This is a genomic window from Herbaspirillum lusitanum, from assembly GCF_026127345.1.
GTDB classification, from domain to species: Bacteria; Pseudomonadota; Gammaproteobacteria; order Burkholderiales; family Burkholderiaceae_D; genus Herbaspirillum; species Herbaspirillum lusitanum.
Genome location: NZ_QXFG01000008.1, coordinates 876,764 through 900,259, shown reverse-complemented (window position 1 = coordinate 900,259; position 23,496 = coordinate 876,764). Strand labels below are relative to the sequence as shown.

Annotated in this window: 13 protein-coding genes; 11 read left to right on the top strand and 2 right to left on the bottom strand. The window is 63.4% G+C overall.

Annotated elements, in window-relative coordinates:
* Positions 1-474 precede the first annotated feature (474 nt).
* The 9 genes from glgA to DXT88_RS12330 all read left to right on the top strand — a co-directional run bounded on the left by glgA (position 475) and on the right by DXT88_RS12330 (position 21,255).
* The gene (gene glgA, locus DXT88_RS12370) at positions 475-2,025 is read left to right on the top strand and encodes a glycogen synthase GlgA (protein WP_265213791.1); all 1,551 of its coding nucleotides are present in this window, start codon (positions 475-477) and stop codon (positions 2,023-2,025) included.
* Positions 2,026-2,047: 22 nt separating this feature from the next.
* Entirely contained in the window at positions 2,048-5,437 is a 3,390-nt protein-coding gene (locus tag DXT88_RS12365) for an alpha-1,4-glucan--maltose-1-phosphate maltosyltransferase (protein ID WP_265213789.1), read from the top strand.
* Between the two features lies 1 nt (position 5,438).
* A complete protein-coding gene (gene treS / locus DXT88_RS12360; protein ID WP_265213787.1) occupies positions 5,439-8,891 on the top strand; it encodes a maltose alpha-D-glucosyltransferase in 3,453 nt (1,150 codons plus the stop codon).
* Between the two features lie 63 nt (positions 8,892-8,954).
* Positions 8,955-11,330 (top strand): 1,4-alpha-glucan branching protein GlgB, encoded by a 2,376-nt coding sequence (glgB, locus tag DXT88_RS12355; RefSeq protein ID WP_265213785.1) that lies wholly within the window; start codon positions 8,955-8,957, stop codon positions 11,328-11,330.
* A gap of 195 nt (positions 11,331-11,525) precedes the next feature.
* Positions 11,526-13,670, top strand: coding sequence for a glycogen debranching protein GlgX (gene glgX, locus DXT88_RS12350; RefSeq protein ID WP_265213783.1), 2,145 nt, complete (start codon positions 11,526-11,528; stop codon positions 13,668-13,670).
* The gene (gene treZ, locus DXT88_RS12345) at positions 13,667-15,562 is read left to right on the top strand and encodes a malto-oligosyltrehalose trehalohydrolase (protein ID WP_265213780.1); all 1,896 of its coding nucleotides are present in this window, start codon (positions 13,667-13,669) and stop codon (positions 15,560-15,562) included. The genes glgX and treZ overlap by 4 nt, the downstream gene beginning before the upstream one ends.
* On the top strand, positions 15,559-17,754 hold the full coding sequence (gene malQ / locus DXT88_RS12340; protein ID WP_265213778.1) for a 4-alpha-glucanotransferase: 2,196 nt from the start codon (positions 15,559-15,561) through the stop codon (positions 17,752-17,754). Before treZ ends, malQ begins: the two co-directional genes overlap by 4 nt.
* Positions 17,751-20,546: a malto-oligosyltrehalose synthase gene (gene treY, locus DXT88_RS12335; RefSeq protein WP_265213776.1), complete on the top strand. Its 2,796-nt coding sequence runs from the start codon at positions 17,751-17,753 to the stop codon at positions 20,544-20,546. Before malQ ends, treY begins: the two co-directional genes overlap by 4 nt.
* A gap of 121 nt (positions 20,547-20,667) precedes the next feature.
* Positions 20,668-21,255, top strand: a complete 588-nt coding sequence (locus tag DXT88_RS12330; protein ID WP_265213774.1) for a hypothetical protein — start codon at positions 20,668-20,670, stop codon at positions 21,253-21,255.
* 7 nt (positions 21,256-21,262) lie between these two features.
* Here DXT88_RS12330 and DXT88_RS12325 read toward each other — a convergent pair whose 3' ends face one another.
* Entirely contained in the window at positions 21,263-21,517 is a 255-nt protein-coding gene (locus tag DXT88_RS12325; RefSeq protein WP_265213772.1) for a hypothetical protein, read from the bottom strand.
* Positions 21,518-21,672: 155 nt separating this feature from the next.
* On the opposite strand from DXT88_RS12325, the gene DXT88_RS12320 reads away from it, so the two are divergent.
* Positions 21,673-21,960 (top strand): SemiSWEET family sugar transporter, encoded by a 288-nt coding sequence (locus tag DXT88_RS12320; protein WP_016833870.1) that lies wholly within the window; start codon positions 21,673-21,675, stop codon positions 21,958-21,960.
* 56 nt (positions 21,961-22,016) lie between these two features.
* Entirely contained in the window at positions 22,017-22,982 is a 966-nt protein-coding gene (locus DXT88_RS12315) for a cation diffusion facilitator family transporter (protein WP_265213769.1), read from the top strand.
* Between the two features lie 2 nt (positions 22,983-22,984).
* Here DXT88_RS12315 and DXT88_RS12310 read toward each other — a convergent pair whose 3' ends face one another.
* On the bottom strand, positions 22,985-23,488 hold the full coding sequence (locus tag DXT88_RS12310; RefSeq protein WP_016833868.1) for a GFA family protein: 504 nt from the start codon (positions 23,486-23,488) through the stop codon (positions 22,985-22,987).
* Positions 23,489-23,496 lie beyond the last annotated feature (8 nt).

The window sequence follows — 23,496 nt, the reverse complement described above, 5'->3', positions numbered from 1 at the left end:
TGGAGCCAGTCTAGTTTTGACCGCGCCCCCTCGCCATCGGCGTTTATCGCATACGCCTGTAAGACGAACGGCAACCGCAGCTTTTCCTACAAGGCTTTCAGGCGGCCGCTTATAGGTTTGCCTGCCTCATCTGTCTAGCCTCGTTCCTGATCCGCTTCCTTGCATTGACGGTGCTACCGATGAAGGGTCCGGTGAAGCTGCACTGCAGCATCGCCGCGGGATATTCGCCCGACACGAGGGTAGGAGGCATCCTACAGTGATATGCGCCGCTGTCCGATGGTTCACTGCAACATGATTGGCTAACGTAGCAACCATGCCGGGAATCAAGAACATGCAAGAACATGCAAGAACACGTGTCCGAACGATCAAGAAGAACAAGAGGGTCGACGCCGTTTCGCTTATCCCGTGCTTTCCGATGCAGATCTTTTCGAAGTGCATCTTCAGTCCAAATTTTGCCATGAACGGGGTGATCAATTGCAAGCTCGCGTCCTCTTAGTCAGTTCCGAAGCCGTACCGCTCGTCAAGACCGGCGGCCTCGCAGACGTCATTACCGCGCTGGCCGTCAGCCTGCGCAAACTCGATATCGATGCCAGCATCCTGATGCCTGGCTACGGCGTCGCCGTCGCACATGCCGAGGCCGACGCAACCACCGCGCCGCTGCAGCCGCTGGCCTTGCCGCGCGATTTGCCGGGCGGTCCGGCGCGCCTGTTGCGCGGCGTGATGCCGGGCACCGACGTGCCGGTGCTGCTGCTCGACACCGGGCGCTTCCATCAGCGCAGCGCCAATCCCTATATCGACCAGAGCGGCAACGAGTTCAGCGATAACGCCATTTGCTTCGCCGATCTTGCCCATGCCGCCGTGGCGATCTGCGCCGGTGAAACCGCGGTGCCGGCGCCGCACGTGGTGCACGCCAACGATTGGCATGCCGGACTGATTCCTTTCCTGCTCAAGACCGCAGGACTGAATCACGTCGCCTCCATGCTGACCATCCACAACCTGGCGTTCCAGGGCAATTACGACTGGGCGCTGGCCGGGCAACTGGGGCTCGACCGCGACGCGCAGGCCATGTCCAGCCTCGAATACTGGGGCAAGATCAGTTTCCTCAAGGCCGGCCTGCAACATGCCGACTGCGTCACCACCGTCAGCAAGACTTACGCGCAAGAAATCCTTACGCCGCGTTTCGGCTACGGCATGGAAGGCGTGCTCAACGAACGCTGCGCCGCCTTGCGCGCGATTCCCAACGGCATCGACAGCAAGGTGTGGAATCCGGAAGCCGATCCGCTGCTGCGTCATTCCTTCAACGTCGGCGACATGCGCGGCAAGATCCTTTCCAAGTGCGATCTGCAAGACATGTTCGGCCTGCTGCCGGTCGATCCGTTCGCGCCCATCGTCGGCATCGGCAGCCGCATGTCGCATCAGAAGATGGCCGACGTCGTGCTGCAGACCTTGCCGACCGTCCTCGATCGCCATGAGCGCATGCAACTGGTGGTGCTCGGCTGCGGCGAGCGCAGCTATGAAGAAGGCTTCCTCGATCTGGCGCGTCGCTATCCCGGCCGCGTCGGCGTCCACATCGGCTATGACGAAGAGCGGGCGCACGCCTTGCATGCCGGTTGCGACATGCTGCTGCACCCCAGCCGCTTCGAGCCGTTCGGCCTGACGCCGCTGTACGCGATGCGCTACGGCACCATCCCGATCGCTTCGCGCGTCGGCGGCCTGACCGACACCATCGCCGACGCCGGAGCGCATGGACCTGCCGCAAGCGGCGCCAGCGGCGTGCTGTTCGACGGCGAAACAACGCAGGACATGGAAGCCGCCATCGAGCGCGCCTTCGCGCTGCACCGCGACGCCGACACATGGCGCGCCATGCAACGCAACGCCATGTACACCGACTTCGACTGGCAAACGGCTGCGGCCGCCTATGTCGACGCCTACGCCGCGATTGCCTCGGCTGAAGCGAAACCGCTGTTTGCACGCAAGGCGCCTGAAGCATCCGATGTACAGGTGGCTCTGGAGCAAGCGGCATAAGACGAACAAGCGAGACTAAGCATTGGAAAACCATGCCGCTGCGGCCTTTTCACCGCGCATCTATTGCATCGATCCCACGCTGGTTGGCGGCGGCGGATGGAGCGACCTGTTTGCGCGCTGCGCCGGCATGGGGTTCGATCATGTCCTGCTGTGCGGCGACGGCCTGATCGCCGGCCTGTTTGCTGGTGAAGACAGCCATGTCGATAATGTAGAAAGTCCGATTGCCGACTACGGCATGGCCAGCCTGGACCAACTGGAAGAGCTCGCCCATCTGGCGACGGAACATCGTCTGCGCCTGCTGCTCGATCTGTCGCTCACCAGCGTCCACGGCAGCGACCAGTTGCTGCGCAGCCATCCCGATTGGTTTGCCGTTGCCGGCGCCGCGTCGGACGCCTCGGCGCAAGGCGACCATCTTCCCGATCCGCGCCGTCGCGACGGCGGCGCCTGTCGCGTTCTGAGGCCGCAGCCGCGCTTCAACGCGCCTGAGGTTGCCGAAGCCTTGCTCGAATGCTGGCACATGCGCCTGGCAATGCTGATTGACGCCGGCGTGGCCGGCTTCCTCTGCCACGATCCCGCCGGCTTGCCCGACGACTTCTGGTGCCGGTTGGTGGAGCGCACGCAGGAACAACGCTCGTGCTGCCAGTTCCTGGCGTGGACTCCGGGTTGCTCGCATCCACAGCTGGAGAGCCTGGCCGACTGCGGCTTCGACGCTGTGTTTTCTTCCGGCGCATGGTGGGATTTCCGCGCGCCCTGGTATTTCCGCGAACACGAAAAACTGGTTGCCATCGCCCCCGTGCTTGGCTTCCCGGAAGATCCTTTCGGTCCGCGCGCGGCACGCGTGCACGGCTGGCATGACAAGGAAACGCGCCGCCTCGGCGCCATCCGCGCCTTGCGCTTCGCGGCGTTGAGCGGCAGTGGCTGGCTGATGCCCATGGGCTTTGAATTCGGCCTCACCGAAGCGCTCGGGATCGCCCACAATGCTGCCGCATCAACCCGCCTGACCACGCCGCAGCAATTCGCCCAGGCCTGTGCCGAATCCGATTTCAACCTCGATGCCGAGGTGCGCGCCGCCAATCAGGCCATGTCGGCCGGCGGCTTCCGCCTGCGCGCCGTGAGTGCGCCAGAAGCGCCGGTGCTGCTGCTGGCGCGCGACGTCGGTGTGCATCAGCTGATCGCCATCAATCCGCGCCTCGGCCAGGTGGCGCGTCTCGCCGACGGCGACTGGCAACAACGGCTGGACGGTCGCATCGTGGACTGGCCGCCGGAGCGCGAGTTCATCCTGCAACCGGGTGAAATTGCGCTGATCGAATTGCAGACGCCGCCGCCGGTCGCTGCCGATCTCAGCCGCCGCAAGAAGCCGGTGGCCGAGAAAGTCCGCACCGGGCGCATCGCCATCGAACAAGTGTCGCCTGCCGTCGATGGCGGTCGTTTCGCCGTCAAGCGCACCGTGGGACAGAGTTTCACGATCAGCGCCGACATCTTCATGGATGGTCACGACCATCTCGCAGCCGCCGTGCTGGTGCGTGCCGCCGACGAAAAACAATGGCAGCGCATTCCTCTGCAGCACGTCGGCAACGATCGCTGGCAAGCCAGCCTGTCGCTGCCGCGACTCGGTCGTCATTACTTTTGCATCGAAGCCTGGAGCGACGTGTTCGAGACCTACCGCGACGGCCTGAAAAAGAAATCCGCCGCCGGCCTGAACGTCGACCTGGAGCTGGAAGAAGGGCGTCTGCTGGTGGCGAACCTGGCCGAGCAGGCATTGGAAAACGGCATCGATGGCGCGGTGCTGGAAGGCGGCGGCGACTTGCTCAAATCCTTGTCCGGTAAAAATGGCAACCACAACGGTAATCGTCTGGCCGTGCTGCTGGCCGACGACACCGCACGGCAGATCGACCGCCTCACCGAACTAGCCGGCGCACGTGCTTTCCTGATGCGCAGCGCAACCGAATATCCGCTGGAGACCGAGCGGCCGGCGGCAACATTTTCCAGCTGGTACGAACTGTTCCCGCGTTCGCAGAGCGGCGACGCAGCCGTACATGGCACCTTCAATGACGTGATCGCCCGCTTGCCGGCGATTCGTGCAATGGGTTTCGATACGCTGTACTTTCCGCCCATCCATCCGATCGGCAAAAAGAATCGCAAGGGCAAGAACAACAGCCTCACGCCGGGCGACGACGATCCCGGCAGCCCTTACGCCATCGGCAGCGAGGAGGGCGGCCATGACGCCATCCACCCGCAATTGGGCACGCTGGATGACTTCCTCCGTTTGCGCGACGCTGCTGCGGCGCATGGCCTGGAGCTGGCGCTCGATTTCGCGATCCAGTGCGCGCCCGACCATCCCTGGCTGAAGGAACATCCAGGCTGGTTTTCCTGGCGCCCCGACGGCTCAATGCGCTATGCCGAGAATCCGCCCAAGAAATACCAGGACATCGTCAATGTCGACTTCTACGCCGAGGACGCCATCCCTGATCTCTGGATCGCCTTGCGCGACATCGTGCTGTACTGGGTGCAGCAGGGCGTCAATGTGTTCCGCGTCGATAATCCGCATACCAAGCCGTTTCCATTTTGGGAGTGGATGATCGCCGCCGTACGCAGCCGTTATCCGCAAGTGATTTTCCTGTCCGAGGCCTTTACGCGCCCGAAGCCGATGTACCGGCTGGCCAAGGTCGGCTTCTCGCAGTCCTATACCTATTTCACCTGGCGTCACGACAAGCAGGAGTTCATCGATTACCTCGAAGAGCTCACCGGATCGCCGGACGGCGACAACCGGCCGCGCGACTTTTTCCGGCCGCATTTCTTCGTCAATACGCCGGACATCAATCCTTACTTTCTGCAGCGCTCGGGCCGTGCCGGCTTCGTGATCCGCGCTGCGCTGGCGGCTACGTTGTCGGGGCTGTGGGGCGTCTACAGCGGCTTTGAACTGTGCGAGGCGCAACCGGTGCCGGGCAAGGAAGAATACCTGGACTCCGAGAAATACCAAGTGCGCGCCTGGGACTGGCAGCGTCCCGGCAATATCATCGAGGACATCACGCGCCTCAATCGCATCCGCCGCGAGAACCCGGCTTTGCAGACGCACCTCGGCGTGCATTTCCTGCCGTCGTCCAACGACAAGGTGCTGTATTTCGTCAAGTCGACTGCGCCGGCGTACAGCGTCGTCGACGCCGTGGATGACCGCCTGCGCTTCGGCGACAACGTGATCCTGGTGGCGATCAATCTTGATCCGTTCAATGAACAGAGCGGCGACATCGACATTCCCCTGTACGGCTTCGGCCTTGGCGACGACAGTCGTGTGCAGGTGGAAGATTTACTGACAGACCGGCGTTTCAACTGGACCGGCCGTCGTCACCAGATCAGCCTGAACCCCGATAAAAATCCGTACGGCATCTGGCGCTTGCGCGCCATGGAGACATGAAATGGACATTTCCAATGATGGCACGATGTTGCGCAGCCGCGAACCGCCTGCCGACGCAAAGAAAACCAGGGACGCCAGAGGCGGCCATCAGGACAAGGCCAGCCGCGCCAAAGCACGTGCCGGCAAAGACGGCCTGCCGTTCACCGACGATCCGTTGTGGTACAAGGACGCGGTCATTTACCAGATCCACGTCAAGTCCTATTTCGATGCCAACGACGACGGCATCGGCGACTTCGCCGGCCTGATCAAGAAGCTCGACTACATCGCCGGGCTGGGCGTCAACACCATCTGGCTGCAGCCGTTTTATCCGTCGCCGCGGCGCGATGACGGCTACGACATTTCCGAATACAAGAACGTCCATCCCGACTACGGCAACATGAGCGATGTCAGGCGTTTCATCGCCGCCGCGCATGAACACGGCCTGCGCGTGATCACCGAGCTGGTGATCAACCATACCTCCGACCAGCATCCCTGGTTCCAGCGTGCGCGTCACGCCCGCGCCGGTTCGGTGGCGCGCAATTTCTACGTCTGGTCCGACGACGACAAGAGCTACGCCGGCACCCGCATCATCTTCCTCGATACCGAAAAGTCCAACTGGACCTGGGATCCGGTCGCCAAAGCCTACTTCTGGCATCGCTTCTATTCGCACCAGCCGGACCTGAATTTCGACAATCCACAGGTGCTCAAGGCGGTGTTCAACGTCATGTCGTTCTGGCTCGACCTCGGTATCGACGGCCTGCGCCTCGACGCCGTGCCTTACCTGATCGAGCGCGAAGGCACCTCCAACGAAAATCTGCCCGAGACACACGCGATCCTCAAGCGCATCCGCGCAGAAATGGATCGCAAATATCCCGACCGCATGCTGCTGGCCGAAGCCAACATGTGGCCGGAAGACGTGCAGCAGTATTTTGGCGACGGCGACGAATGCCATATGGCGTTTCATTTCCCGCTGATGCCGCGCATGTACATGGCCCTGGCCAGCCAGGACCGTTTCCCGATCACCGACATCCTGCGCCAGACGCCGGAAATTCCGGCCGATTGCCAATGGGCGATCTTCCTGCGCAACCACGACGAGCTGACGCTGGAGATGGTCACCGACGCCGAGCGCGATTACCTGTGGAATTTCTACGCGCCGGATCGCCGTGCGCGCCTCAACCTTGGCATCCGCCGCCGGCTGGCGCCGCTGGTCGAGCGCGATGCGCGTCGCATCCAGCTGCTCAACAGCTTCCTGCTGTCGATGCCCGGCACGCCGGTGATCTATTACGGCGACGAGATCGGCATGGGCGACAACATCCACCTCGGCGACCGCGACGGCGTGCGTACGCCGATGCAATGGACGCTGGACCGCAACGGCGGTTTCTCGCGCGCCGACCCGGCGCGGCTGGTGTTGCCGCCGCTGATGGATCCGCAATACGGCTACCAGACCGTCAACGTCGAGCAGCAGAGCGAAGATCGGCATTCGATGCTCAACTGGATGCGCCGGCTGCTCAACGTACGCAAGCAGCACCAGGCGTTCGGCCGCGGCACGCTCAAGGTAATCTATCCGAGCAATCGGAAGATCCTGGCCTATCTGCGCGAGTTCACCGATCCCAAGGCAGGCGGCGCCACCGAGACCATCCTGTGCGTGGCGAATCTGTCGCAATCGGCGCAGGCGGTCGAACTGGAACTGTCGGCGTTCGCCGACCGCATCCCGGTCGAGATGATGGGCGGCACCGCCTTTCCGCCGATCGGCAAGCTCAACTACCTGCTGACGTTGCCGCCGTTCGGTTTTTACTGGTTCCTGCTGGCGAGTGAAGCGACCATGCCGTCGTGGTATGCCGCCACGCCCGAGCCGCTGCCCGAATACGTCACGCTGGTGCTGCGCCAGGGCGTCAAGGAAATCATGGAAGAGCCGGCGCGCGGTACGCTCGAACGCGAGGTATTGCCGCATTACCTGCTCAAGCGCCGCTGGTACGCCGCCAAGCAAAAGCAGATCGAACGTGCCGAGATGACCTCCGCGACCGAGCTGCCGATGTCGAAGAACGTGCCCGGCAATCTGCCCATCCTGATGAGCGAAATCGTCGTGCACCATGAAGGGGAACAGGAGCAACGCTACCTGTTGCCGCTCGGCTTCATCCGCGAGGAGGACACCGTGTCGGCGCTGCCGCACCAGCTGGCTTTGTCGCGCGTGCGCCGCAATCGCCACGTCGGTTTCCTGACCGACGCATTTGCGCTCGACTCCTTCATCATGACTGTGCTCGAACTGCTGGCGGATGACGCCGATGTACAGGCCGGCGATGGGCATGTCCGGTTCGTGCCGACTGCCGCGTTCGACCCGGCGATCCTGCAGGCGCCTTTGCAATTGCGTCGCGTGACGCAGGAACAGTCGAACAGTTCAGTGGTGATCAACGACGCCATGGTCATGAAGATATTACGCATGGTCAAGCCCGGCGTGCATCCGGAAATCGAGATGGGCCGCTATCTCACCAGCCACGGTTTCCCGAACGTGCCGGCCACGTTGGGCGAAGTGACGCGCCATGCCGCCGACGGTACCCCGTATGCGCTGATCGTGCTGCAGCGCTATGTCGACAACCAGGGCGATGCCTGGCGCTGGACCATGGACACGCTGGAGCGCGCCATCCAAAGCGACGCGCTGGCCGATCCCGCGCACGGGGAACATGTCCGCAACAACAATGCCGCGCTGGCGGAACTGGCCTCGTTCGCGCGGCTGCTCGGCCAGCGTCTCGGCGAAATGCACACCTTGCTCGGCAAGCCTGGCGACGACCCGGCGTTTTCCCCCGAGATCGTGCATGCCGCCGCCTGCCAGGGGTGGGCGCGTTCGGCAACGATGCAGCTCAACGCCGCCTGCGACATCCTGCGCAAGAAAAACGACTGGATCGACGTCGACCAGGCGCGCCAGGTCGCCCGCCTGCTGGCGCAGCGCGAACCGCTGCAGAAGCGCATCGAGCAGTTGGCGATGGCCGGCAACGGCTCGGCTGCGATTCGCCTGCATGGCGACCTGCATCTTGGCCAAGTCCTGATCGCATTCAAGGACGTCTTCATCATCGACTTCGAAGGCGAACCGGCGCGCACGCTGGAAGAGCGCCGCGCCAAGGGCAGCCCCTTGCGCGATGTCGCCGGCCTGATGCGCTCGTTCGAATATGCCGCCGCCTTCGGTCACAACATGGGCCCGGGCGATCTGGACGAGGCGGCCCGCGCGGGCAAGGAGCAGGTCCTCAAGCGCTTTGCGCCGGAGTGCCAGGCGGCGTTCCTTGAGGGCTACCGCGTCGGCAACCCGGCGCTGGCGCACAGCCTGCCGCTGGCGGCGCAGAACGATCTGCTCGACCTGTTCACGCTGGAAAAGGCTGCCTACGAAATCTGTTACGAAGCCGCCAACCGTCCGGCCTGGCTGCATGTGCCGCTGAGCGGCATCCACGCCATCGCGGCGCGGTTGCTGGGGACCAATCCCAAGTAGCGGTGAAGCGGCGCAGAAACCGACAAGCAGCACCGGACAAGATCAAGACCAAGAGGAATCAAGATGGCGTTATCACTACACAACGACGCGCACCACGACAGTAATCAGGCCGGCCGCGCGCTTCCTGACTTGCAGCTCGCGAGCAGCCTGCAGCAGGGGCGGCTGGGCGATCCCTTTGCGCTGCTCGGCCCGCGTTATACCGCGTTGCCGGGCGGCGGCCAAAGCCTGCGCTTGTGCTGTTATTATCCCGGCGCTACGGCGGTGCAGGTGTTCTCGCGGCCGGCCGGCGAATCGGATCCGCATGGCGTGCTGCTCGGCAACCTGGCCCAGCTGGCCACAATGAACGCGGCGGAGGGCAGCGCCAACGGCATCTTCTACGGTGAAGTAAATTTGCCGGTGCAGGCGCACCATGAGATTCCCTACGTGCTGCACGTAGCCTGGCCGGGCAAGAACGGCAAGCGGGAAGAAGTGCAGATCACCGAAGATCCGTATGCCTTCGGCTTGCTGGTCTCGGACTTTGATCTGCATCTGTTCCGCGAAGGGCGGCATCGCCAACTGGGGCGCTGCCTGGGTTCGCAAGTCATGCGCATCGACGGCGTCGACGGCGTGCGCTTTGCGGTGTGGGCGCCCAATGCGCAGCGCGTCTCGGTGATCGGCGACTTCAATCAATGGGATGGGCGCCGCCATCCGATGCGCTTGCGCCAGAGCGCCGGCGTGTGGGAGTTGTTCATCCCGCGCCTGCGCGACGGCACGCTCTACAAATACGAAATCGTCGGTCCCGACGGTCGCTTGCAGCCGTCCAAGGCGGATCCGATGGCGCGCGCCACCGAACTGCCGCCGGCCACCGCCTCGCGCGTGATCGACGATCGCGACGGCTGGCGCTGGCGCGACGACGAGTGGATGGCGCAACGCGCACAGAAGCAATCATTGCAGGCGCCGATCTCGATCTATGAGGTGCATGCCGCGTCCTGGATACGCGTCCTGGAAGAAGAGGGCCGCAGCCTCACCTGGAACGAACTGGCCGAGCGCCTGATTCCTTACGCCAAGGGCATGGGCTTCACGCATCTGGAACTGCTGCCGGTGATGGAACATCCGTTCGGCGGCTCGTGGGGCTACCAGCCGTTGTCGCAATTCGCACCGAGCGCACGCTTCGGCTCGGCGGCGGACTTCGCCGGTTTCGTCGACAGTTGCCACCGGGAAGGCCTGGGCGTGATCCTCGACTGGGTACCGGCGCATTTCCCGTCTGACGGTCACGGCCTGGCGTACTTCGACGGCACCCCGCTGTACGAACACAGCGATCCGCGCGAGGGCTTCCATCAGGATTGGAATACGCTGATCTACAACCTCGGCCGCAATGAAGTGCGCGGCTTCATGATCGCCAGCGCACTCGAATGGCTGGAGCATTTCCACGTCGACGGCCTGCGCGTCGATGCGGTGGCGTCGATGCTGTATCGCGACTATAGCCGCGAGCCCGGACAATGGGTGCCCAACATCCACGGCGGCCGCGAGAACCTGGAATCGGTCGATTTCCTGCGTGAGCTCAATCAGACCGTCCTCGAGCGCTGCCCCGGCGCGCTCATGATCGCGGAAGAATCGACCTCCTGGGCCGGCGTCACGGCGCCGGTGAAGGAGGGCGGACTGGGCTTCACCTACAAGTGGAACATGGGCTGGATGCACGACACGCTGCGCTACATGGAAGAAGACAGCATCTACCGCCGCTACCGCCATCATGATTTCACGTTCGGCATGATCTACGCGTATTCGGAAGCCTTCGTGCTGCCGATCTCGCATGATGAAGTGGTGCACGGCAAGCGCACGCTGCTGGGAAAGATGCCGGGCGACTACTGGCAGAAGCTGGCCAACCTGCGCGCCTACCTCGGCTTCATGTGGACCCATCCGGGCAAGAAGCTGTTGTTCATGGGCTGCGAATTCGGCCAGTACCAGGAATTCGACCACGACAAGTCGCCGCAGTGGGATCTGCTCGACGATCCGCGCCATCGCAGCATCCAGCGCCTGGTGCGCGATCTCAACGGCTTGTACACCAGTTTGCCGGCGCTGCATCTGAACGACACTCGCGCCGAAGGCTTCTCGTGGGTGGTCGGCAATGACAACGTCAACAGCGTGTTCGCCTATTTCCGCCACGGCAACGAAGGTGAGGGCGACGAACCTTTGCTGGTAGCCGTCAACATGACTCCGGTGCCGCGCCACAACTACCGTATCGGCGTGCCTGTCGGCGCCGCCAACGAATTCCAATGGAAGGAAATCCTCAACACCGATGCCGCCATCTACGGCGGCAGCAATCTCGGCAATGCCGGCAGCGTCACCGCGCAACCGCAGGAATGGCACGGCCATCCGGCCTCGCTGCTGCTGACCTTGCCGCCACTTTCCACCATCATCCTGCGCCGGGGAAAAAGGAGCCCATCTCATGAAGAACTGTGAGACGCGTTTGCCCCGGAGAGGGGGCTGGCAAGGCGTGCGGCAGGAGCCGCACGCAAGAAGTACAACGCGGCCGGCGGCCTTTCCGGGCAAGCTCTCGGGCACGTCCTGTCCGGACGTGTTGCTGCACGACGCGCCTTGCACCACCTCCCAAACGGGATCGTCCGCACTCACAATTCTTCATGAGATGAGCTCCATATGACACTAGTTACACCACGCCATCTGCAAGCAGGATCGCCTTATCCGCTGGGCGCCCATTTCGATGGACTGGGCATCAATTTCGCCGTGTTTTCAGGCAACGCCAGCAAGATCGAGTTGTGCATTTTTGATGCCACCGGACGCCGCGAAGTCGAGCGCCTGACCTTGCCGGAATGCACCGACGAGGTATGGCACGGCTATCTGCCTGACACCTCGCCGGGACTGGTCTACGGCTATCGCGCCTATGGTCCCTACGAGCCGCAAAAGGGACATCGCTTCAATCCCAACAAATTGCTGCTGGATCCGTATGCACGCCAGCTGGTCGGCCAGGTGCGCTGGACCGACGCCTTGTTCGGCTATCGCCTGCATTCGGCCAAGGGCGACCTCAGCTTCGACCGTCGCGACAGCGCCGCCGCCATGCCCAAGGCCGTCGTCATCGAAGAGATGCCGATCGGGAAAAAATTCCCGCGCCCGCGCGTGCCGTGGTCCAAGACCGTGATCTACGAAGCCCACGTGCGCGGCATCTCGATGATGCGCGACGGCGTCATGCCGCATGAGCGCGGCACCTTCGCGGCGCTCGGTCATCCCGATTTCATCGCCCATCTGCAAAAGCTCGGCGTCACCACGCTGGAGCTGATGCCGGTGCATGCCTTCCTGCAAGAAAATTTCCTGCTGCAACGCGACCTGCGCAATTACTGGGGCTACAGCACGCTGGGATTTTTTGCGCCGGAACCCGCCTATCTTTCCACCGGCGATCTCAACGAGCTGCGCATGGCCGTCCGCCATTTCCATGCGGCCGGCATCGAGGTGATCCTCGACGTCGTCTACAACCACACTTGTTCGGGCAGCGAGCTGGGACCGACGCTGAGCATGCGCGGACTCGACAACGCCAGTTACTACCGCCTGTTGCCGGGTGAAGAGCGCTATTACATCAACGATACCGGCTGCGGCAACACGGTCAACATGTCGCATCCGCGCGTGATCCAGCTGGTGCTCGATTCGCTGCGCTATTGGGCCGAGGCCTTCGATATCGACGGCTTCCGTTTCGATCTGTGCTCGACGCTGGGGCGCGAGCCGAACGGTTTCGATCCGCACAGCGGCTTCTTCGACGCGCTGATGCAGGATCCGGTGCTGTCGCAGCTGAAATTGATCGCCGAGCCGTGGGACATCGGCCCCGGCGGCTACCAGCTCGGCAACCATCCGCCGCGCTTCGCCGAATGGAACGATAAATTCCGTGACGCCGTGCGTCATTTCTGGGCCGGCGGCGAAGGCCTGCGCGGCGAGTTCGCGGGCCGCATGCTGGGTTCGTCGGACCTGTTCGACCATCATCACCGCAAGCCCTGGGCCTCGGTCAATTTCATCGCTTCGCACGACGGTTTCACCTTGCGCGATCTGGTCAGCTACGAGACCAAGCACAACGAAGCCAATGGCGAGAACGGCAACGACGGCCACAACGAGAATTACAGCGCCAACTGGGGCGTGGAAGGACCGACCGACAATCCGGAGATACTGCAGCTGCGTGCTACCGTGCAGCGCTCCATGCTGACCTGCGTGTTCCTGGGGCAAGGCACGCCGATGCTGCTGGCCGGCGACGAATTCCACCGCACCCAGCGCGGCAACAACAATGCTTATTGCCAGGACAACGATATTTCGTGGGTCGACTGGAAGAATGCCGCCAGCGAAGAAGGCCAGGCGCTGACGACGTATGTCGGGCGGTTGACCGCTATTCGTCGCGATTTTCCGGTGCTGCAGGGCGACCGTTTCCTGCACGGCAACCGGGAGATTGAACCTGGCCTCAAGGATGTGACCTGGTTCGATGAGCGCGCCACCCCGATTTCGGTGGAGGACTGGCAGAACCCGGTGGCGCGGGCGCTGACGCTGCAATGCGCGGGGGCGGGCAACGACGACCCCGACGCCGGCAACGACCAGCCCGGGCGTCCGGACATCGTGCTCATGTTCTTCAACGCCGGCCACGAGGCCATCTCCTTCACCTTTCCACGCCCGGAGGATGCGCACTACCTGCTCATCGACAGCAACATCCCCGACGGCGCCGTTTCCAGGGAGGCCTGTACCACCGCCAGCGTTGAAGTCGCGGCGCACAGCGTGCAGGTTTTCGCCAATCGTCCTTGCCGGGAAAAATCATGAACAGTCCAGCCCCACTTGCACTCCATCCGAACAATGTTCGCTTCCACTACCGCTTGCCGTTCGGCGCCGAATACCTCGGCAACGGGCGCACCAGCTTCCGTCTGTGGGCGCCGCTGGCCAAGACCGCCTCGGTGCTGATTGACGGCCAGCGCAAGGTGCCGATGGCAGCGGTCGACGAGGGCTGGTTCGAAGTCGAGACCGATTGCGAGGCGCGCAGCCAATACCGCTACGTGCTGATGTCGCAGACCGACGGCGAGATCAGCGTGCCCGATCCGGCGTCGCGCGCCCAGGCCGGCGACGTGCATGCCGACAGTGTGGTGATAGACGCCTCCGCTTACGAATGGCAGACGCTGGACTGGCGCGGCCGGCCCTGGCATGAGACCGTGCTGTACGAGTTGCACGTGGGTGCGCTGGGCGGTTTCGCTGGTGTGCTGCAGCGCTTGCCTGAGCTGGCCGAGCTCGGCATCACGGCGGTGGAGCTGATGCCGGTGGCGGAATTTCCGGGCGCCTACAACTGGGGTTACGACGGCGTGCTGCCATATGCACCCGATGCCAGCTACGGCACGCCGGAACAGCTGAAGCAGCTGATCGACACCGCCCACGGCCTCGGCATGATGGTGTTCCTCGATGTCGTGTACAACCATTTCGGTCCCGACGGCAATTACCTCAACAGCTATGCCGCGCCGTTCTTTCGCACCGACAGCACCACGCCATGGGGCGAGACCATTGATTTTCGCCGTCCGGAAGTGGCCGACTTCTTCGCCCGGAACGCTCTGTACTGGCTGCAGGAATATCGCTTCGACGGCCTGCGCCTGGATGCAGTCCATGCCATCAGCGAACAGGGCTGGCTGCGTGAACTTGCCCGCAAGGTGCGGCGCGCGATCGAGCAGGAGGATGCCGATATCGGCCTGTCGCGCCGACATGTACACCTGGTGCTGGAGCACGACGGCAACGCCGCTTCCTTGCTGGACGGCGGCACCGGCAAGCCGGGCGATGGCGACAAGTACGACGCGCAATGGAACGATGACGGCCACCACGTCCTGCACGTCCTGCTGACCGGCGAGACCGGCGGCTATTATTCAGACTATGCGGTGCAGCCGGCCGAGAAGCTGGCGCGCTGCCTGCGCGAAGGTTTCATCTACCAGGGCGAGCCCTCGCCGTATCGCGACAACGAAGTGCGCGGCGAATCCAGCGTCGAATTGCCACCGACCGCGTTCGTGCTGTTCCTGCAGAATCACGACCAGATCGGCAATCGCGCCCAAGGCGAACGCCTGACTGCGCTGGCGCATCCGGACGCGCTGCGCGCGGCGCAGGCTTTGCTGTTGCTGTCGCCGCAGATTCCGATGCTGTTCATGGGCGAGGAATACGGCGCATCGCAGCCGTTCTATTACTTCACCAGTCACGCCGACGAGAAGCTGGCAGACGCCGTGCGCAACGGCCGCCGCAATGAATTCTCGCGCTTTCCCGAGTTCTCCGATCCAGAGGCGCTGGACGCCTTGCCGGATCCGAACAGTTTTTCCACCTTCATGGCGTCGATTCCGGAACCGGTCTCGCCGGACGAAGACAAGAGCGCCGGCCAGTGGATGGGCTGGTGCTACCGCCTGCTGCTGATCCGGCGCGAAGCCATCACGCCGTACCTGCCCGGTGCGGTCGCACTCGATGCGCAGGCCATCGGCCTGAAAGCCGTCTATGCGCGCTGGCGGCTGAACAACGGCGCCGTGCTCAACATCACCGTCAATCTGGGCGAGCAACCGCTGCGCGAGTCACTCGAAACACTGGTGACGCCGGCCGGCGCCGACGTCCTGTTCGACAGCGGCGGCGTGCTTGACGCGCTCGCGGAAGGCACGCTGCCGGCACATTCCATCCTGGCCATACGAGAGGCTGCAAGATGACTCCCGCCACATCACTTCCCATCGAAGAGCAGCCGCCCAGCGACTACGACCAGGCGATATTTACGCTGGCGGCGCTGGCCGGTATTTCTGTCGACTGGATCGACGCCTATAACCAGCCGCAACGCGTGACGCCGGCGTCGCTGCGCACCATCCTGGCGGCGCTCGGCCTGCCGTGCGACAGCCATCGCCAGGCGCTCGACAGCATGGCCCAACTGCAGCGCGGCAATCAGTCGCGCGAGTTGCCTCCGCTGATCACTGCAGAAATCGATCAACCGGTCTCCTTGCCCGAACATTGCGGTCTGCATGGTCGCACTTGCCTGATCACGCTGGAATCCGGCCGCAAGATCGAGCGCCGCGTGTCGGCCGACGACAGCCGCACGCCGACGCTGGAAGCGATCGACGAGTACGGCTACCATCGCCTGCAGGTGGGCGAGGCCGAGATCACGCTGGCGGTGGCGCCGCGTCGTTGCTACAGCGTGGCCGATGCCTTCGACGCCACGCCGCACAAGTATTTCAAAACGCATGCAGACCGCGGTTGGGGCCTGGCCCTGCAGTTGTACGGCCTGCGCAGCCAAGGCGACGGCGGCATCGGCAACTTCACCGGTCTGGCCGAACTGGCTGCACGGGCCGGTGCGGAGGGCGCGTCGGCGCTGGCGATTTCACCGGTGCATGCGATGTTCGCGGCAGATGCGCATCGTTTCAGTCCTTATTCGCCATCGAGCCGGCTGTTCCTCAATGTGCTGTACATCGATCCGGCGGCGGTGCTCGGCGCGGATGCCGTGGCGCAGGTGCTCAATGAAGGCGGCGCCGAGTTGTTGGCACGGCACCGGCGGCTGGAGCAGACCAGCCTGGTCAACTGGCCCGAAGCCGGCGCGCATCGCATGATGCTGCTGCGCCATCTGTACGCCATGTTTCGCATGCAGGAGCGACCTTCGGCCGAACTGGCGGCGTTCCGGTTGCAAGGAGGGCAGGCGCTGGCGGACCACGCGCTGTTCGAGACGCTGCATCACTGGCTGCACACCAAGGATATCGGAGTCGCCAGCGATTGGCGGCGTTGGCCGGAGCGCTATCACCGACCGGGCAGCGCCGAGTTGAAACGTCTGGCGGAAGAGCAGAGCGGTGAAGTGGATTTCCACATCTTCCTGCAATGGCAGGCGTCGCGATGGATGCAGGCGGCACAGCAATCCGCGCGGGAAGCGGGCATGGCGGTCGGACTGATTGCCGATCTCGCGGTGGGCGCCGACAACGGCGGCAGCCAGTCGTGGAGCCACAGATCCGAGATGATCACCGGTTTGTCGGCGGGTGCTCCGCCTGACTTGCTCAACACCCGCGGCCAGAACTGGGGCATCGGCGCGTTTTCGCCGCTGGCCTTGCGCGCGCAGGGATTCCGCTCCTACATTGCGATGCTGCGCTCGGCCTTCGCCAATGCCGGCGGCGTGCGTATCGATCACGTCATGGGCCTGACCAGGCTGTGGCTCGCGCCCGAAGGCGGCGATGCCAATGAAGGCGCGTACCTGCGCTATCCGGCGCGCGACCTGCTGCGACTGATTGCGCTGGAGTCGTGGCGTCATCGCGCAGTCGTCATCGGAGAAGACCTGGGCACCGTGCCTGAAGGTTTCGACGCCGAGATCAAGGATGCCGGCTTGCTCGGCATCGGGGTGCTGTGGTTCCAGCGCGATGCGCGCGCGAACTTCCTGCCGCCGGCGCAATGGCCGGCGCACGCCATCGCGACCACCTCGACGCATGACCTGCCGACCGTATCCGGCTGGTGGCAGGGCAGCGACATAGGCTGGCGGACCAGGCTCGACCTGTTGATGCCGGGCGCTACCGATGCGCAGACCCGTGCTGATCGTGACGAGGACCGCAGTCTGTTGTGGCAGGCCTTGCTCGACGCCGAATGCGTAGTCGGCGATCAGCCCGCCGCCGACGCGCCGCAGGACGTGATCGACGGCGCCGCCGCTTTCATCGCGCAAACGCCTGCGCCGCTGGCCCTGCTGCCGATTGAGGATTTGCTCGGACTGGAAGAGCAGCCTAACCTGCCCGGCACCGTCGACACTCATCCCAACTGGCAACGCCGCTTGCCGGCCACCGCGGAGACGCTGCTGGACCACGTCGATTGCCGCCGGCGCATGCGGCTGTTGCAACGTACCGTCCACGCAAAAAACACAGACAAGACAGGCAGGAAACCTTGAACGCCCCCGCATCCGCCCGGACACTGATTCCACGCGCCACGCTGCGCTTGCAATTCCATCGCGATTTCACCTTTGACGACGCGCTGGCGCAGATCGATTATTTCGCCGGGCTGGGCATCAGCCATCTGTATGCGTCGCCGGTCTTTACCGCGCGCAGCGGATCGACGCACGGCTACGACGTTGTCGACCCGACCCGCATCAATCCGGAACTGGGCGGCGAAGACGGCCTGCGCCGGCTGGTGCAGGCCTTGCACGAACGGCGCATGGGACTGATCGTCGACATCGTCCCGAATCACATGGCGCTGGGCGAACAGAATCCGTGGTGGCGCGATGTACTGCTGTGGGGACAGCACAGCCGATATGCAAGCTGGTTCGACATCGAATGGCAGGGGGCCGATCCGGCGCTGCACGGCAAGGTGCTGCTGCCGGTGCTTGGCAAGCCTTACGGCGAGTTGCTGCGCGCCGGCGAAATCAAGTTGGAATTGGACGCCGGCCGTTTGTACGTGATCTGTCCTGGCAACCGCCTGCCGCTGGCGCCGGAAGATTATGTCGACCTGCTCGGCGCGGCTGATTCCGGATCGTCGCGATTGCAGGAGGCTGTCGGGGCGTTCCGGCGCGTGCTGGAAGCCGCGGTGCAGGAAGAACGCCAGAGCTGCGCCGTACACGCCTGGCGCGTGCTGGAGCAGGTCGCCGCAGATCCGGCCGTGCACGCCGCGATTGTTGCCGGCCTGGAAAAATTCTCGGCCCTGACGCCGGAGGGCGCGAGCGCCTTGCACGAATTGCTGGAGCGTCAGCACTATCGCCTGTGCGACTGGCGCAACGCCGGCGACGAGATCAACTGGCGTCGTTTCTTTGAAATCGGCGATCTCATCGGCATGCGAGTGGAGCAGGACGACGTGTTCGAAGCCATGCATGCCTTGCTGTTCCGCCTGGTCGGCGAAGGCATTATCGACGGCGTGCGGCTCGACCACATCGATGGCCTGGCGGAGCCCGCGGCCTATGTGCAACGTTTGCGTCAGCGGCTGGAAGCGCTGACGCAGGGCGCGCCGGTCTACATCGTCGCCGAGAAGATCCTCGGCGCGGAAGAAAACCTGCCGACAGACTGGGGTATCGACGGCACCACCGGGTACGACTTCATGGACCAGGCTGCGGCGGTGTTGCATGACGACGATGGCGTCGCCCTGCTGGACGCGGTCTGGAAGGAATATCGGACCGATCCCGACGGATTCGACTATCTGGTGCACAGCACACGGCGGTTGTTGCTGGAGCGTAATTTCGCCAGCGAATTCAATGCGCTGACCTCAGCGCTGCATGCACTGGCGCGCTCCGCAGTGAGCACGCGCGACCTGTCGCTGATGGCGATCCGGCGCTGCCTGCGGGAATTGCTGGTGTATTTCCCGGTGTACCGCACCTACGGTATTCGCGCAGGCTGCAACGCCCGCGATGCCTTCGTGATCCGCGCCACCGCCGCACGCGTGCGCGAGCTGCTGGCGAAATCGGACCAGGCCGCTCTGGAAGCGATCGTCGCTCTTCTCGCCGATCCGCCGCAACCCGGAATGCAAGACGAACGCCATGCCCAGTTGCATTGGCGCGCGCTGACGCGCTTCCAGCAACTGACGCCGCCATTGACGGCCAAGTCGACCGAAGACACCGCGTTCTATCGCTACGGCCGCTTGCTGTCGCGCAATGAAGTCGGTTCGGAGCCGGATCAGTTGGGGATCAGCGTCGAGGATTTCCACCGGCACGTGATGCGCCGCCAGCAGGATTTCCCGCTGGCGATGCTGGCGACGGCAACGCACGACCACAAGCGCGGTGAAGATGCGCGCATGCGGCTGGCGGTGCTCAGCGAAATCCCGGCGCACTGGCAAAGCACCTTGCAGCGCTGGCGTGCGCTCAACCAGACCGCGCGCGTGCAGATGCCGATCGATGCGGTCGACGAACTGATGCTGTACCAGACGCTGATCGGCGCGTGGCCGCTGGAGCAATCCGGGGAAGCGAATTTGCTGGAACGCGTTTCTGCCTGGCAGCAAAAAGCCTTGCGCGAGGCCAAACGCCGCTCCGATTGGAATGCACCCGATCCGGACTATGAAGGACAGTGCGACGGCTTCCTGCGGCGCATCCTGCGGGCCGATGCCGACAATGCTTTCCTGCCGGCATTACGGCATTTCGTCCAGGAAGTCGCCGCCGCCGGCGTGCTCAACAGCCTCGGCCAGACGGTATTGCGACTGACCGTGCCGGGTGTGCCGGATCTGTATCAGGGATGCGATCTGTGGGATTTCAGCCTGGTCGATCCCGACAACCGGCGACCGGTTGATTACGCCTTGCGGCAACGCCTGATGCAAACCGGCCGGACGGCGCCGCTGACGCTGGAGGATTGGCGCAGCGGCGCCTGCAAACAGCAGGTGATCCGTACGCTGCTGCATTTCCGCAGCGGCAGGGAGGAATTGTTCACCACCGGCGAATATGTACCGTTGGCGGTCACCGGCGAACTGGCGGACAAGCTGATTGCGTTTGCACGCCGCAGCGGCGGGTTGACGATCATCATCCTGGTCAGCCGCCACGCGGCGCGCTTGATCGTCAGCGGCCATACGGCGCAAACGCTGCATGCGGCGACGCCGCTGATCCCGCCGGAGCGCTGGGGCGACACGGCGGTGCAGTTGCCGCAAGGGGGGCCGGCCGGCGAATGGCAAAGCGTCTTGTCCGGCTCCGAAGGAGCGGTGCGTGAGCAGCGGATTGTTGTAGCGGATGTGCTGAGGACACTTCCGGTGGATGTGCTGGTGCTTTCCGGGTAAAACCGCAGCAATTCCTACAGACAAATGCGGAGCTCGCCTATCGTGGGGCGCTCCGGGGCCGACTAGTATCGGTAGAAGACGACAAGAGTGCTTGGCGGCTTATGTTTGCAAGGAGATTCACATGTCCTCGATCATTTTAGGCAGATTTCAATTAGTGGATGAGACCGAGTACGCGGTGGATGAGCTGGTCCAGGCCGGTTATCCACGGGATGCCATCACCACCTTTTATCTCAATCCCGCAGGTCAGCATGACACTTATCCGGTCGGAGGCGACCGTAATGAATCGCCGGGGGCCAAGGACACCCCGACCGGCGTGGCAGCAGGTGTAGCGACCGGCGCCATAGTCGGCGCTACGGTAGGTTCGACTACGGCACCTGTCACGGGGCCGGCCGGTCCGGCACTTGGCGGCCTGGTTGGTGCGCATCTGGGTTCGCTGGTAGGCACGCTCAACGCCACCGACGATACCGATGAAGGCGGCCGCCATACGCAGGAAGTGGAAGTGCGCAAGGCAGGCATGCGTGTGGCTGTCGCGGTGGAAGGCATACCCCAGGAAAACGAAGCCATTGCCTTGCTGCACTCACTCAAGGCGGCCGACATCGAACGCAGCGAAGGACATATCGAACACGGCGACTGGGAGGACTTCGACCCGCTGACGCCGCCGCGGTATGTCGACCTGCAGGGCAATCGCTCTTATACAGGCCGGATCTGATCCGGGGTCAAGGCCAGGGCATCGGGGTGACGTCTTCGTATTGTGCATTGGCGGGGCGCTGCTGAGCGTATTTGTCGACGTTCAGGCGCGCGCCAAGCAGCAATTGCAGCTCACGATCCGTCGCGATGAAATCCGCCGCCTGCAGCGGTTGCTCGGGGTTGGGCCAGTTTTCCACGGCCCAGCGGCGCAGCTCGAGATAGCGGCGCATCAATTCATCGGCATATTGTTCACGGGCTTGGGAGGCATGGGAATGGGCGTTCATCGGATGCTCCTTGCAGGATGGGATGCGATGACCAAGCCTAATCGCAAGCGCGCCGGCCCGGCATCGGACAGCGCCTGATTGCCTTGTAGGACTTACAAAGCGCGATGTAAAAGCGGAATGCAACAACAGCACACATTCGAAGAAAGAAGGCCGCGATGATGGATGTAGTCGGATGGATCAGCGCGTTGCTCCTGCTGCTCACGGTGTCCGCACAAGTCTTTACGCAGTGGCGCAGCGGCAGCACCAAGGGCGTCTCGCACTGGATGTTCATCGGCCAGCTGGCAACCTCGACCGGCTTCGTGATCTATAGCGCCAGCGTCGATAACTGGGTATTTGTTGCGTCCAACGCGGCGACCTTGTGCGCGGCACTGGTGGGGCAGGTGGTATACCTGCGCAATCGCCGGCGGGCGCCGCAGGGCGCCAGGGACGCCAGGGACGATTGATGGTTAACATCTCGCGACATGCTTCCCGACACGCTTCCGGTCAATTATTGAGCCGCTTGCAGCAGCCCGCAGAATCGTCGCGGCTGGTGATTTATGCCGCGCTCGCCGGCAACTTCCTCGTCGCGCTCACGAAGCTGTGGGCGGCGGCATGGACCGGTAGTTCGGCCATGCTCAGCGAGAGCATCCATTCCCTGGTCGACATGGGCAACGAGCTCCTGCTGCTGTATGGTTTGCAGCGCGCCAACCGGCGGCCCGACCACGACCATCCGCTCGGCTACGGCCGCGAAGTCTATTTCTGGAGTTTCGTGGTGGCGGTGCTGATCGTCACCTTTGGCGCAGGCCTGTCGATCTACGAAGGTATCCGGCACATCCTTGATCCGGAACCGATGGAAAATGTCGTCGCCAATTACCTTGTGTTGCTGGCGGCGGCCATCTTCGAGGGATGCTCGTGGCTATTGACGCTGCACAAGTTCAAGGGCCGCAAACGCCTTGCCGAACTGCCCGACGAGGTCCTGCGGAGCAAGGATCCGCCGACCTTCATTGTCCTGCTGGAAGACACCGCCGCACTGCTGGGAATTGCAGCCGCGTTCGCCGGCATCTGGCTGTCGCAGCATTTCAACGAGCCGATCTGGGATGGCGTCGCGTCGATCGTGATCGGCGTGATCCTGGCGGCGACTGCCGCCGTGCTGGGACAGGAAACCAAGGGCTTGCTGATCGGCGAACGTGCGCAGCAGGAGGTGCTGGACTCCATCCTGGCGGAAGCCACTTCGCTGGACGGCGTGGCCGGCGCCAACGGCGTGTTGACCGTGCACTTGGCGCCGCATCAGATCCTGGCGGCGCTCAGCGTGGAATTCGAAGACAAGCTCACTACACCGCAGATCGAAGCGCTGGTCATTGAAATGGAGACGCACCTCCATGCATTGCATCCGGAAATCGTGGCGCTTTTCATCAAGCCGCAGACGGCAGGGCGCTTCCACGACGTGCTGCACAAGCAGCGCAATGAAGATCCGGGCACGACATAAATCTAATCATCCGCCTCGGCAAAGCCGTGACGCTGATGCCATTCGAGCAACGACTCCTTGGGGAATTGTGCAAATTGCTTGTCTTTGCGGCCGGCCTTGACCTCGACCTCTACCCATGGCGCCTTGTAATCCAGCAGCAGATGCGTGTAGTCAGGCGGCGTCGGCAGAGGCGTGTCGATGGCCGATGCAAACGGATGCACCAGATCGGGCCAGGTCGGATCGTACAACCACAGCGCGCTGCCGCAACGGCGGCAAAAATGGCGCTGGCCGGTGCTGGTGTGGATACGCTTTTCGCCTTTGCGTTTGAGGCGGGCGTGATAGACGCTGACGTCGTCGGCGCCCTTGATCTTGAGGCTGTGGAAGTCGCCGCCGAGGTTGACGGCATAGCCACCGCCGCCTTGGGTCTTGCGGCAGATCGAGCAATAGCAGCGTTGATAAGGATAGGGCGTATTGCTGTTGAGCGTGAAGCTGACGGCGCCGCAGTGGCAGGATCCTTTGAGTTTCATGTATTCCT